This is a genomic window from Ruegeria sp. BI7, from assembly GCF_056537925.1.
Window position 1 is genome coordinate 340757 of sequence record NZ_JBQFSK010000002.1, and the last position, 14119, is coordinate 354875.

Annotated in this window: 10 protein-coding genes; 4 read left to right on the plus strand and 6 right to left on the minus strand. The window is 54.9% G+C overall.

Annotated elements, in window-relative coordinates:
* Window positions 1-94: 94 nt before the first annotated feature.
* The 3 genes from ACR0JB_RS09130 to ACR0JB_RS09140 form a co-directional block, all read right to left on the minus strand.
* Window positions 95-778 (minus strand): IS6 family transposase, encoded by a 684-nt coding sequence (locus ACR0JB_RS09130; protein WP_170395120.1) that lies wholly within the window; start codon window positions 776-778, stop codon window positions 95-97.
* Between the two features lie 348 nt (window positions 779-1126).
* Window positions 1127-2662, minus strand: coding sequence for a choline-sulfatase (betC, locus tag ACR0JB_RS09135; RefSeq protein WP_170395123.1), 1536 nt, complete (start codon window positions 2660-2662; stop codon window positions 1127-1129).
* 76 nt (window positions 2663-2738) lie between these two features.
* Entirely contained in the window at window positions 2739-3722 is a 984-nt protein-coding gene (locus tag ACR0JB_RS09140; protein ID WP_170395125.1) for a Bug family tripartite tricarboxylate transporter substrate binding protein, read from the minus strand.
* 92 nt (window positions 3723-3814) lie between these two features.
* Here ACR0JB_RS09140 and ACR0JB_RS09145 point away from each other — a divergent pair, with 92 nt between their 5' ends.
* Genes ACR0JB_RS09145 through ACR0JB_RS09160 form a run of 4 tightly spaced genes read left to right on the plus strand, consistent with a single transcriptional unit; the run spans window position 3815 to window position 8880 of the window.
* On the plus strand, window positions 3815-5014 hold the full coding sequence (locus tag ACR0JB_RS09145; RefSeq protein WP_170395128.1) for an ROK family transcriptional regulator: 1200 nt from the start codon (window positions 3815-3817) through the stop codon (window positions 5012-5014).
* A gap of 2 nt (window positions 5015-5016) precedes the next feature.
* Entirely contained in the window at window positions 5017-5532 is a 516-nt protein-coding gene (locus tag ACR0JB_RS09150; protein WP_170362600.1) for a tripartite tricarboxylate transporter TctB family protein, read from the plus strand.
* Between the two features lie 13 nt (window positions 5533-5545).
* Entirely contained in the window at window positions 5546-7054 is a 1509-nt protein-coding gene (locus ACR0JB_RS09155) for a tripartite tricarboxylate transporter permease (protein ID WP_170379504.1), read from the plus strand.
* 23 nt (window positions 7055-7077) lie between these two features.
* Window positions 7078-8880: a metallophosphoesterase family protein gene (locus ACR0JB_RS09160; RefSeq protein WP_170505887.1), complete on the plus strand. Its 1803-nt coding sequence runs from the start codon at window positions 7078-7080 to the stop codon at window positions 8878-8880.
* A gap of 191 nt (window positions 8881-9071) precedes the next feature.
* Here the strand turns inward: ACR0JB_RS09160 and ACR0JB_RS09165 are convergent, their stop codons facing one another.
* The 3 genes from ACR0JB_RS09165 to ACR0JB_RS09175 are packed head-to-tail and all read right to left on the minus strand — an operon-like array spanning window position 9072 to window position 13695.
* The gene (locus ACR0JB_RS09165) at window positions 9072-10469 is read right to left on the minus strand and encodes an aldehyde dehydrogenase family protein (RefSeq protein WP_480789854.1); all 1398 of its coding nucleotides are present in this window, start codon (window positions 10467-10469) and stop codon (window positions 9072-9074) included.
* Window positions 10466-12127 (minus strand): acetolactate synthase large subunit, encoded by a 1662-nt coding sequence (locus ACR0JB_RS09170; protein WP_170351197.1) that lies wholly within the window; start codon window positions 12125-12127, stop codon window positions 10466-10468. The genes ACR0JB_RS09165 and ACR0JB_RS09170 overlap by 4 nt, the downstream gene beginning before the upstream one ends.
* Before the next feature lie 53 nt (window positions 12128-12180).
* Window positions 12181-13695, minus strand: a complete 1515-nt coding sequence (locus tag ACR0JB_RS09175; RefSeq protein WP_480789855.1) for an FMN-binding glutamate synthase family protein — start codon at window positions 13693-13695, stop codon at window positions 12181-12183.
* Window positions 13696-14119 lie beyond the last annotated feature (424 nt).

Sequence of the window (14119 nt, forward strand, 5' to 3'; positions counted from 1 at the left end):
AATTGAAGGTTGCCGGTGTGAAGTAGGGCGCTGTTTTCGATGGTTCTGTCGCAAACTTTTAGATGGCAGAGCATCAGTGGAATTGGTGAGCGGTTTACTCTGCCAGTTGGGCGAATTGTTGAAAGGGACGGAGTCCGGGCGTGAATTGACCTTTGCGGATAATGTTGACCAGTTCTATGCCTGCCAGGACAGATGCGGCTGAGGCGAAAGATTTGAATCCCAGCATCGGTCTGATCCGTCGTTTGATGAAACGATGGTCTTGTTCAATGATGTTATTGAGGTATTTCCGCCTCACTATCTCGATCGGGATCGGGCAACCAAAGCCTTTCAGCATCTTGTTGATCGCCTTAATGCCAGCTGTGTTGGCACCACTTTTGTCGATAACGATCTTGCGCGGCAATCCGTTCACCTCGAGACCGCGGGCGAAGAACCTCGTCGCAGCGGCCTTGTTCCGGCGCTCGGACAACATGAAATCTAAGGTCTTCCCGTGTTTGTCGATCGCTCGGTAAAGGTAAACCCATTCGCCTTTCACTTTCACATAGGTTTCATCCATGCGCCACGAACGGTCTGCGGGACGCTTTCTATACCGCGCTGTTTCAGCAATGAGGCCGGCATATCGACTGACCCACCGGTTCAGCGTTGCGTGATCCAGATCAACGCCGCGTTCCGCCATGATTTCTTCCAAATCCCGATAGGAAACACCGTAGCGCAGGTAGAAGAAAACCGCGTGCAATATCACGTCCTTCGGAAAATGCGCGCCTTTAAATAAGATCGTCACGGTCTGCTCCTGTCATTTAGAGCACGCGCTACCAGAAATGCAGTCGAACTGACAGGTAGGGGCGAAGTTTGCGACAAAACCGCCCATCTAACCACGACGCTGACGCCAATAATAATGAGGCGTGGCAACGTCCGGTTTCGTCCACCGGAAAGCAAAGTGTAATTTGGGCTGATCTGTGACGGTTAGCCCTGGTGTCCTTTTAAAGGATCAACGGATTTTCTTCGATATCTACGGTGGCCAGCGCGTTCCATTTCAATTGGCTCGGTCGGTACTTTGGTCCGAAGGCAGATGCGACGCAAAAGAACCCCGCAGTGCCTGCGCCAACAAGGGTATAGTCATGCGGTGCATTTACGCCCGATCTGGCTTTGCCGGAGCCACGTAAGGTAGACGCGCCCGCGCCTTGGTGTCTGCCGCCCCTGCATTGCGGATGTAGCGTTCACCATCATCGTGGCGAACTGTATGAACATATGTCGGATCCCCACCTGTCACGTTGTGAATTGCAAGCCTGCGAACCTGGCTGGCGCGAATGGTTGTTTTTAATTCCTCCGGATTCCAACCATCGAACAAGATAGCCTCAAGCTCGGCCCGGATCTCGGTGCAGTCACGATCGTTCGCGCGGTTTCTCACCTCGGTGGGATCTTCGTCGATATTATAGAGCAATGTGTCTTCACCTTCGAGCCACATGAGCTTCCACGGCCCTTTTTTAACCATTCGGCTGGGCCCGGTTGAACCATCGGCCGCAAACTCCGAGATCGCGACATCCGACAGTGTAGATGTGTCTCCGTTCAGGGCAGGGACCAGGGATTGGCCATCTATGGGCGACGCAAAATCCTGGAACGCGCCGTCAGCGGCAAGGTCTGTGAGTGTTGGTAGAAGATCGATCAGTGAGATGTTTTTTTTCACCCGCGCTGGTTTGAACCGATTTGGCGCGTAGACGATGAAAGGTACACTGGCGGCCCATTCAAAAAAGTGTTGTTTGAACCACATGCCACGCTCGCCCATCATCTCACCATGATCGGCGGTCAGGATAATGATGGTGTTTTCCATCTGACCCGTCTTTTCTAGAACTTCCACAAGGTGGCCGACTTTATCATCGATATACGAGATCATGCCGTAATACCCATGGCGCGCCATTCGACGATCTTCGGGGGTGACGGTAAATTCGTGGCGCGACTGGCAATAATGTAAGTTGCGGCTGAGGTGATCCATCTCGTTTAGCTCAAGTGGTGGCACTGCTGGATACTCGATCTCATCATGGTCGTAGAGATCCCAGTATTCCTGTCCGATCACGAACGGAGAGTGGGGTGAGGTAAAGGAAACGGTCAACATAAAGGGCCGGTCATCGCCCGTGCGCGCCAGGTCATACAGCGCCTGAATGCCGTGATATTCGACCTCGTCATCGTAATCCATCTGCATGGTGCGCACTGCCGGGCCGCTTTCCAGAATGGGTGCCATGGTCAGGTTCGTGGGCTTGTATTCGCGCCCTTTGGACCAATCCACGGTCCAGGCAAAGTTCGCCGGGTAGATTTCTGTCGTATGGCGTTTGTCATATCCATGCAGCTGATCGGGGCCGACAAAGTGCATCTTGCCCGACATTTCAACCCGGTAATCCATGCTGCGCAAGTAATGGGCAAATGTTGGAATATCGGCGTGGAATTCGCTGGCATTGTCATACATGCCAATGGAGAAGGGCAGCTTTCCGGCATGCATCGACGCGCGGGACGGACCACACATGGGCAAGTTACAATAACAGTTTTCAAACACTACACCTGCTTGCGCAAGGCGGTCGATGTTTGGCGCTTTCACCGTCTTGTTTCCGTATGTTTTCAACGCATTTGCTGCAAGCTGGTCGGCCTGAATAAAAAGGATGTTTGGACGTGCCATTGTGGGTTCCCAAATGTGAAAGAAAATTGTCCCGGGCGGCCAAGGGGAGGAGCGGCCGCCCGGGACGCCGAGCTGCTTATTGAATTACCATTCCCAGCTTTTCGGCGGTGTCACTGAAGGTTTTGACCTGACCCTCGACAAACGATTTTGTTTCGTCTGGCGACAGAACAATAGGGACCGAGCCCAGCTTTTCAGTCGTATCAACCCAGCTTGCATCGGCGGAAATCGCGTCCAGCACTTCGACCCATTTTGCGACAACGTCCTCCGGCAGATCTTTTGGGCCCCATACGCCTGTCCAACCGACGACATTTTCCAGATTTGGATGACCAAGCTCCTGCGCGGTCGGGGTGTCCGGTATGGCTGAGAACCGTTCCGGCGTGGTGGTCAGCAATGGGCGAATTTGATCGCTCTCAATTGCGCCGGACAGACCTGAAAGGTTGTGAAAGATCAAATCGGCGTGCCCGCCAACAACGGCAGCGGTCGCCTTTCCGCCCCCTTTGAAGGGCACATGGATCAGGGCTTCGGAATCTACCCCAAGATCATCCAGCATGATCAGCATTGCCATATGCAACAAAGTGCCAACTCCAGCAGACGCATAAGAAAGGCGCTCGCCCCCCTCGATTGCTGCTTTCAGTTCGTCAAAGTTTTGGTACGGCGAGTCTGCACTTACGCCCAAGACAAACGGGTTCTTTTCAATCAGGCCGAGAAAGGTAAAGTCGTCCCACTTGTACGGTATTGTGCGGTTGATCGCAGGAACCGTGGCCTGAGAGCCCACGCGCGCCATAAGCAAAGTGTAGCCGTCCGGGCGTGATTTTGCGACCTGAGTCGAGCCAACGACTCCGCCAGCGCCGGTTTTGTTGACGACCAGAATGTTCTCACCCAGATACTCGGGGGCTTCTGTACTCATAGTACGGGCGGCCAGATCAGCGGCACCGCCGGGGCCGTACGGAACGACCAAAGTTACTGGCTTGCTTGGATATTCCTGCGCAGATGCCACAGTTGGGATTGCGAGCAGGGCAAGGCAGCTCAGCGTAGCGACTACTGTATTTTTCAGTTTCATTTTATAGCGTCTCCCTGAATCGAATGAGTTCACCTTAATAAATTACTTGCAGTAAGTAAATAATTAAGTCAATATGAAATGGGAGGCTCAAAATGGCAGGTTCATCACTGGAAGAAATCGGGCGCGGAAACCGGCAAAGGGTTCTGAGTGAGATATTGGGGTCTGGTACAATTTCCCGGTCGCAAATTGCCGACAAGCTGGAATTGAACGCGGCAAGCGTGTCCCGGATCACGCGCGAACTTATCGAGGCACGCTTGGTGCAGGAAGTCGGCGACGCCAAATCCGAGGGGCGGCGGGGCCCGCGCACCAAGAGACTGTCTGTCGACCGCACTGGCGGATACGTTATCGGAATAGGTATCAACGCCTATCAGCAGGTCGTTACACTGGCCGATCTTTCAAACAACAGAATTGCGTCCTGGGATGCTGGTGGTGAAGGCCTGTCCGAAGGCGAAGGCTTTCTGAAAACATGCTGTGATCAGGCCCGACAGCTCATTGAACAACATGTTCCTGACAGAGACAGGTTGTTTGGTGTTGGGCTTACGATTGCAGGAAATCTGGACAAGGCGCGTGGCACCGTCATTTCGGCCCCGACACTTGGGTGGGATGACGAAGTGGGTGTTCGGGATCTGGTCCAGAAAGAGCTTGGAGTTCCGGTTGCGCTGGAAACACCGAGCGCTGCAATCTGTCAATCCGAGGCTGCATTTGGGGCCGCACGCAACATTGAAAACGTGGTAGTGATCTACTGCGCGCTTGGCTTTGGTATCGGACTTCAGATCAATGGGCAGCCCTATAGTGGGATCAGTCGGGTTGGTGGTGTTCTGACCGAAGCTAAGACCACCGACGGCTTGGGGTCCAATCTGCCCGTGACGTTGTCAGATTTGTGCGGCGGGAAAGCGCTGTTGCAGAAATTGCTTTCTTCGGATGTTTTCAATGCGCTTTCCGATCGGGATAGGGCGCGAAAAATCTGGGAGGTCGTCTCGGGCGCGGATGAAACGGATGGTGACTACAAATCGGTTTTGGAAGAATTTGGCGCGCGGGCAGCAAACTGCTTTTCGCTAAGTTTGACGGTTTTGCAGCCAGAACTGGTGTTGCTGGCAGGGCCGTTGGCCCAATCGCCCATCTACCTTGAAGCGTTTCGAAAGCAGATCGACACCCTCAAGTCGGATCTGCAGCAACCAATCAAGATCAAATCCAGCGAGATGACGCATATGGGCGCGGCTCGGCTGTTATCGCTCAGCGAAAACATCGCAAACGCTGAGTTGGATTTGAATTTGTTGAAGGGAGGAAACTGACCGTGGAGCCATCAAAACGGAGAGATTTTTTCGCGGGGGCACTGTTCCTGGTCCTTGGGATTCTGACAATCGTTATACTCATACCGTCAGGGGTGGATTCTCCGGGCAATGTCGAGATCTCGGCGTTGTCACCTGAGTTCTGGCCTCGCGTCATTGCTTTCGCCGTTGTGTTTGTCGCGCTGAGTTTGGTGGCGGAATCATACTTCCTCAAAACACCCGAGGTGGATGCGGATGAGGACGCGGAAGCAGATGCAATCTACAAGTTGGAGACGCTGCCGGGAACGCTACGAACGGTAATTCTGATCTTTGCACTTTTCCTGTTTTACTTTGCGCTTACGACGCTGGGCGTGGTTGCCAGCTCGATTGTTTTGATGCTTGCCATGATGCTCTTTTTTGGTGAGCGAAAATGGTACTACATCGTTCCAATCAGCATCCTTCTTCCTATTCTTCTTTATCTGTTCTTTTTGCACGTCGCGGGTGTGCCAATGCCCCTTGGCATATTCGAAACGTTTAGCTGAGTAGGAGCTGAGCATGATCGAGAATATTTCCACTGCCTTTCAGCTTTTCCTGAGCTTCGAAAACATTCTGGTGATCGGCATCGGGGTTCTGATTGGAACCATCATCGGTGCGATACCGGGGATGACGACACCTATGGGTGTGGCTCTGGCGCTGCCGTTTACGTTTACGATGCAGCCTGTGACCGGCATCCTGCTGCTGCTTGGAGTGTATAAGGGCGGTCTTTATGGCGGGTCTTTGACGGCAATTCTCATAAAGACACCCGGTACCCCAGCGGCGTCCTGTACCATTTTAGATGGGTATCCGCTGGCGCAGAAGGGGCAAGCACGAAAGGCGTTGGACATAGCGCTTTATGCATCTTGTGTGGCTGATCTGATCTCGAACATAGCGCTGATCATGTTCGCCGGTTTTCTGGCGACATTCGCATTGCGTTTTGGTCCACCGGAGTTTTTCACGCTGATCGTTTTTTCTTTGACAATCATCGCAGGTGTTGCAGGACCCAGCTTGACCAAAGGTATCTTGTCTGCGTGCCTGGGTTTGATGTTGGCCACTGTCGGGCTTGATCTGATCTACGGCACGAACCGGTTCATCTTTGGAAACTACGAGCTGATGTCCGGTCTGAACTTTATTCCTGTTCTGATCGGCCTGTTCGCCATCCCCGAAATCTTGGATCGCGCGACGCGGCGCGCAAGGCCACCCGGGGCACAGCGTCAGGAATTGGGGAGTGGTGCAAGCTTTGCCGATTTCCGCAAGACGCTGAAATCGGTGGTCCGTGGGAGTTTCATCGGTGTGATATTGGGGGCAATTCCTGGCATCGGCGGTGCCCCGGCCGCCTTTCTGAGCTATAGCGAAGCACGCAGAAACTCGAAAAACCCCGAAAACTTCGGCAAGGGTGAGCCTGAAGGCGTCGCTGCGGCCGAGGCTGGGAACAATGGTGTAGCCGGGGCGACAATGATCCCGCTGCTGGCTTTGGGCGTACCAGGTGACGTGATCACGGCGGTAATTCTGGGCGCATTCATGATCCATGGGTTGCGTCCGGGCCCCATTCTTTTCGCGGAAAACCTGCCAATGATCTATGCGCTGTTCATGGGTATCCTGCTTAGCTCGGCCTATTTGTTCATCGTGGGCAAGGTCGCGATCAAGACCTTCAGCCGCGTCGCGCTGATCCCGAACCGCATTCTGTACCCGATCGTGTTTACACTGTGTGTTTATGGTGCCTATGCGGTGAACAACAACCTGTTCGATATCTTGGTAATGCTGTGCATGGGTCTTGTTGGATTCGCCATGATGCGGCTTGATATCCCGGTCGCGCCGTTTTTGATCGCTTTCGTTCTAGGACCGCTTCTTGAGGACAACTTCCGTCAATCACTGTTGTTGTCTGATGGGAGTCTTTCAATTTTTGTCAGAAACGCGATTTGCTGGCTGTTCTGGCTGCTGACAGCGTTGTCGATCTTTGTACTGATCCGATCCCGCATTCGTGCCTCACGCACAGGGCAGGCATCGGTTCTGACCACTGGCGGATAATCCCGAGATACAAGGAAGACATCATGGTTAATACGGGAAAGGCCGGTCTGGGCCGCTTTGTCTACAGCTTTGCGGTGATCTCGGACACCCATGTCAATCCAGACGAAGATCGCTGCAACTCGCCCTTTCCCGTGAACGCCCGCGCCAATCGCCGGTTTCGCTTTGTAGTCGCAGATATCAACCGCAGAGAGGTGGACTTTGTTGTCCACCTCGGTGATCTGCTTCACCCCGTGCCTGAGACTGGAGAGCTGTTTGCGCAGGCCGCCGAAGCTTACCGCGCAATTGTGTCGGACCTGACGATGCCAATCCATGTGCTGCCGGGAAACCACGATATCGGCGACACGCCAATCAGTGGCGGGCCAGCGAGCCCCACCACGCCCAAAATGATCGAAGCGTGGGAAAAGGAGTTTGGCGCCCAATACCACAGCTTCGAAAAGGGTGGGGTGCGTTTTCTTCTGCTGAACGCGCAATTGATCAATTCCGAGCTGCAGGATGAAGCGGATCAAAGATGTTGGGTTGAAAACGAGCTAGCCGCGGCGCAAGGGCAACGGGTCATGCTCATGCTGCACCACCCGGCCTACTTGTGTTATCCCGACGAACTTGACCACTATGACAATACCGATCAGCCGGGTAGGGGATGGCTGTTGGGGCTGCTCGAAAAGCATGGGATCGAGGCCATGTTTTCAGGTCACGCCCACAACTTCTGGTACGATCGTTACGGCGAGACGGATTTTTACCTGGCGCCTGCGACTAGCTTTGTCAGGCAGGACTATTCAGAAATGCTGAGGGCAATTCCACCGGAAGGCAGTGAATTCGGTCGCAATGACGCTGCGAAACTGGGCTATTTTTTGGTGAGTGTTTATGAAAACGGCCACGTCACGAAGTTTGTGCGTACCAACGGAGCAGAGCTGGCACCCGGAGAAAAACCAACCGGCGATCTGCAGCCTTTGGCCCCTGACCCAAGGGAAAACACCTGGCCACTGATAGGCTTTGACCTTCGTAAGAATTGGGCAGAGATATCAGAGGTGCCTCCCAGCGGTGGATTGGACGAATTCGATCGCAAACCGGTTCGCAATGACTATCATCTTCTGGCGCTGCAAGAGATGGGCATCCGGGACGTGCGTCTCCCTCTGCATGATCTTCTGGACCCTGTGCGCCGCGCCCGGATTGGCCTTCTGAAACATCTTGGATTTCGCATCACGTTGTTTGGTTACAGTATTCCTGAAAACCACCTGAATTTGATCGCGTCCGTCGCTGACAACTTGTTTGATTGGGAAATCACGTTGAATTGGCGCGACATGGAGGGATCGGTTGATGCGCTGTCTAAGGCATACGAAAAAACCGGCTTGCCGATCTACATTTCCCGGATGCGTACGAAAGAGGATATCAAAGCTGATCGTACGTATTTTCATGTGATAAACCACGGGTTCGATACACAGGACAGGCACCAGATAGAAATTCTCGCGACCCTTCCGAATTCCTGCGGACTTGCGGGTGCTGTGTTCCGGCTGGGCAACACCGAGCCGGTTGCGGATAGATTAGAAGCCGCAGATCGGGTGGTTACGCCCCACGGCTTGAAAGCATCGGTGCATCTGCGCGTCGCCGGAGACAACCCTGCCATTCCCCATAGGGATGATGACGCGACCAACGCCCGGGTCCTTGAGGCAATGGGAACCAGCGCAATGCTTAAAAACACGCGGGTGTTTTGCGATACCCTTGCCGATGTCGATCGTGGTTACTTTGTGCGCAACGGTGCAATTGATCGATACAATAACCCGCGCCCCCTTTTGGAAACTGTCCGCACGCGTCATGTCGGCAATAAATGAACGCGTATACGGTTGGCGAAGCAACTGTACTTATTCAAACCTAACTACCCTACGGGTCAAACAATAGGGCGCGTCAGTTGGACTGGCACTGAACCAATTCGAGCGTGGATTTTCAATTCAACCAACGCCCTCTGACCTGAAAGGGAGATACCTTGCAGTGAATGGAGCCAGAACCGGGATATACAGGGCCGTCACTTATCCTGAGGCAACCGGATAATTGCCATTTTATCCTGTGTCATGTCGTGCATCGTGTATCTGATCCCGCCGGTGTTGTAACCGGATTGGCGGCGGCCTGCGAAGGGCATCCAGTCAACCCGAAAGGCCGTATGGTCATTGACCATGACCGCCGTGGCATCCAGCGTGCGTACCGCCGTCAGCGCGCGATCCAGTGACTGGGTGAAAACCGCAGACTGGAAGGCGAAAGGCAATGCGTTCGCGGCCTCAACTGCGCCATCGAAAGTGTCATAGCCATAAACACAGATAACGGGTCCGAAAATTTCCAGCGTCGAGACTTTGGCATCCGCCGGAGGGTTCAGCAATACGGTGGGCGCGTAGGTTGTCGGCCCCAACCGTTTACCGCCGGTCAGAACGCGTGCGCCGCCAGCGATTGCCTCGTCTACCCATTCTGCAACCCTGTCAACTTCGCCCGGACGGATCAGTGGACCGCAATCAACCGTTTCATCAGTGGCGTTTCCAACCTTTAGCTGAGATGCAGCCTCGGCCAGTCGCGTGGCGACCTCTTCGGCCATATCCATTGGCGCAAAGACCCGCTGTGTCGAAACGCAGACCTGCCCGGAATGGTAAAACCCGCCCTTCGACAAAACCGGGATCATTGCGTCCAGATCGGCATCGGTGTCCACAATCACCGGTGCGGCACCGCCATGTTCCAATGCGCAGCGTGTACCCGGTGCCAGTTTGGATCGCAGCATCCACCCCACACGGGCTGATCCGATGAAGGTAAAGAAAGCCGTGCGCGGGTCGGTGATCAACTGTTCCGCCACTGCATTGTCGCAGGCTACGAAATGACAGAATTCCTGCGGCAGGCCAGCCTCGTGCAGCATGTCGACAAAGACCTTGCAGGACAGAGGCGTGTCGAGGGCTGGCTTCACCAGCACCGGGCACCCGGTTGCCACAGCAGGGGCGACCTGATGCACAATCAGGTTCAGCGGGTGATTGAACGCGCTGGCGGCCACAACCACCCCGATGGGTTCGCGGGTCGTAAATGCCAAGCGCCCGGCTCCGGCGGTGGTCAGGTCCATCGGGATTTCGCGCCCGGACATCTGCCCGATCTCGTGGATGCACAAACCCACCCCATCTATGGCGCGCGTCACCTCGACCCGCGCATCAATCAAGGGTTTGCCACCTTCATCGGCGATCAGATGCGCCAATTCGTCGAACCGGGCCCGCATCAGAGCAGCGGTTTTTTCCAGAATTTCAATCCGATGATAAGCGGGCAACCACGCGGACCTGTCCCGGAACAGAGAGTGAGCACGATCCAGCATCGGCTCGACCTCGTCCCATGTTCGCAGGTTAATCGCGCCTATTTTCTCTAGGCTGAATGGGTTCACGACATCCAGGCTGGTACTCATATCAGGCATACCTTGGCTTCCAGTTCTTCGATCAGGACGCGCTGGTTTTCGCTGTAATCGACAGGTACGTCGATCAGATGCACGCCACCCGATGCAAAGGCGGCCTCGAATGTCGGAACCAAGTCTTCGGTGCGTTCGACGCGGTGGCCGGTTGCGCCATAGCTGTTGGCGTATTGCACAAAATCGGGATTGTTGAATTCCAATCCCCAATCGTCAAACCCTGCATGAGCCTGTTTCCAGCGGATCATTCCGTAAGAGCTGTCATTCAGCACGGTCACCACCAGATTCAACCCCAGCCGCACGGCGGTTTCCAGTTCCTGACTGTTCATCATGAATCCACCATCGCCACAGATCGCCATGACCCGGCGGTCAGGATACTGCATCGCCGCCATCATCGCCGAGGGCAACCCCGCCCCCATCGTCGCCAGCGCGTTGTCCAGCAGCACGGTGTTGGGCTCATACGCTTTATAGTTTCGGGCATACCAGATCTTGTAGATGCCGTTGTCCAGCGCGATTATATCGCTGTCACCCATCACCTTGCGGGTGTCGGCAACGATACGCTGCGGGATGATCGGAAAGCGCGGATCATCGGCCCCTTCGGATGTGTGTTTTTCCGTCTCCTCGCGCACAAGCCGGAAATAGCTGTCATCAAACTCCAGCGGTCCGTCGAGGATTTCGGCAAGGCGCGTGATTGATTTGGCCAGATCGCCGACAACCTCGATCTGCGGGAAATAGACCTGATCGACCTGCGCCGCCTTGTAGTTCACATGAATGACCTTGGTGCCGCCCTCTTCCATGAAGAAAGGAGGCTTTTCCACGACATCATGGCCGACATTGATGATCAGGTCGGCCCGGTCGATGGCGCAGTGCAGATAGTCGCCGTCGCTTAACGCAGCCGTTCCCATGAACAGCTCAGACCGTTCATCAATGACACCTTTGCCCATTTGTGTGTCAAAGAATGGGATCTGAGTGTCTGCCACAAACCGGCTGAGCGCTTTGCGCGCGTCCTTGCGATTGGCCCCGGCCCCCAGCAAAAGCAGGGGCATCTTTGCCGATCGGATCAGTTCAGCGGCTTCCTGCAAAACCGTATGATCCGCCACAGCATAGTGGCGCGGATGAGGCTGCAGAACTGGTGCATCGGTGGCTTCTGCCGCAATATCTTCTGGCAGTTCCAGCAATACCGCGCCGGGGCGCTCTTCCTCGGCCACGCGGAACGCCTCGCGGATCAGGGCAGGGATCGTGTTGCCATGCACGATCTGCTTAGACATCTTGCAGATCGGGTCAAACAGGCCCACTACATCAATGATCTGGAATTGCCCCTGTTTGGATTTCTTGATCGGTTTTTGCCCGGTGATCATAATCAGGGGCATCCCCCCCAAATGGGCATATGCAGCCGGAGTTGCGAAGTTTGTCGCCCCCGGTCCCAGCGTCGCCATGCAGACACCTGCCTTGCCGGTCAAACGGCCATAGGTGGCCGCCATAAAGGCAGCGCCCTGTTCGTGGCGCGTCAACACCAATTCGATGGATGACGTGCGCAAGGATTCAAGAACATCAAGGTTTTCTTCGCCAGGCACAGCAAAAACTCGGGTGACCCCTTCGGCTTCGAGGGCGGCAACAAGCAGGTCAGAGGCTTTGGTCGGAGTAGATTTGGCAGACATGGAAACACTCACCTAAATGGGGTTTGAAGGGAACTATAGACAGCAATTGCGAGTTATTCAGCCGCCGCCACATGTTGCGGTTCGGGATAAAGCTCGCTCATCGGTAAAGAGCGGCCGTTTTCCAATACCAACCGCGCGTGGTGTCGCCTGAGAAGTCGGGGTTCAGCCACACCGCAGCTATGGGCGATAATGCCGATCTCTTTCTTCATGTTCATTGCATAGCTGGCCACGCGTTCTGATTTATTGGCCGGATCCAAACCGAATTGCAGATTGCGATTGTGAGTGGTGATCCCGGTTGGGCAAGTGTTTTTGTTGCACTGCAATGCCTGAATGCAGCCCAGGGCAAACATGAACCCGCGGGCCGAGTTGACAAAATCGGCCCCCGCGCAATAGGCCCAGGCCACTTCGGAGGGGTTGATCATCTTGCCGCTGGCGCAGACCTTGACCCGGTCGCGCAGACCATGCGCCTTCAGCACATCAATGACCAGAGGCAAGCTTTCGCGTATCGGCATCCCCATATTGTCGATCAGGCTCATGGGGGCTGCGCCTGTGCCACCATCGGCGCTGTCGATGGTCACGAAATCCGGGGCGCTTTCAACACCGCGCCGCAGAATTGCAGCACAGAGGTCTTCAAAGAATCCTTGCGCGCCGATCACCGCCTTGAAGCCCACCGGCTTGCCAGTAACTTCCCGCACAAAGGCGATCATGTCCAGCAGATCGTTAACGCTGTCGATATCAGGATGCCGGTTCGGGCTGATCGCGTCCTGCCCAGGTTCGATCCCCCGGATTTCGGCAATCTCTTCGGTGACTTTGACGCCGGGCAGAATACCGCCTTTGCCGGGTTTTGCCCCCTGACTTAATTTGATCTCGAACATCTTGACGGCATCATGCGCCGCAACCTCGCGCAGCTTGTCCTCGTCAAACCCGCCTTCGGGTTTACGAACGCCGAATTTGCCGGTTCCGATCTGAAAGACGATGTCGGCGCCGCCTTCCAGATGATATGGCGACAGCCCGCCTTCGCCCGTGTTCATCCAAATCCCCGCTTTTTTTGCACCCAAAGACAGGGCACGCACCGCCGGGATTGAGATGGCTCCATAACTCATGCCCGAGATGTTGAAAATCGAACTGGTCTTATAGGGATGACGCGCAAAAGGTCCGATTTCGACCTCGGCGGGTTCCTCGGCGTCTTTCTCCAGCGTTGGAAATGGACAGTTGGCGAAGAACACGGTTCCCGACGGCTTCAAATCCCGGCTTGATCCGAAGGCGACAGTGGATTCCACATCCTTGGCCGCCCGGTAAACCCAGGATCGTTCCGCCCGGTTGAACGGCATCTCCTCTCGGTCCAGTGCAAAGAAATACTGCCGCAGAAACTCACCGACATGTTCGAACCCGTAACGGAACCGCGCAATGACCGGGTAGTTGCGGCGCAGCGTGCTTTCGGTTTGCGTCCGGTCGCGAACATATAAAACCACAACCCAAAGCGCCGCCAGGCCGACACAAAGGACAAAAGAGTACGTAAGTATTTCAAGCAATTGAAAGGCTGCTCCTGAAAACTCTGCCATATCCATGTCGAAGCGGGCTCCTGTAGTTGTTTCACTGACCTGCTTTGCCGCAAGGTAACCTCACGCGGCGTTCACAACACTTAAAGGCGCCGATCCGAGTGAACTAGTAAGCCTGCGCGCGATTTGGATCACACCCGCTGACAAGCGCGAGACAGAATTTTCCGTATCTGTGAGGTCATTGAAACAAATTGGATTGTTGGTGGAATAATGCGCATCCCTCAGCAGGCCGGGCAAAAGCTTTAGTCTTGCCCGGGTTGGGTGGTCGGCGGCCTTAGAAAGCTACCTCTGGCTTCTTGCCGTTCTGAATAGAAGCAGAAACACGAAAACGGAACCAATCGAGGTGGTAACGATCCCGACGGGCAGTTCTTGCGGAAGTTTCACATGGAAAGCTTCCCGCCGAAGGTTTTGCCAAGTATCAGGGATCTCCGGG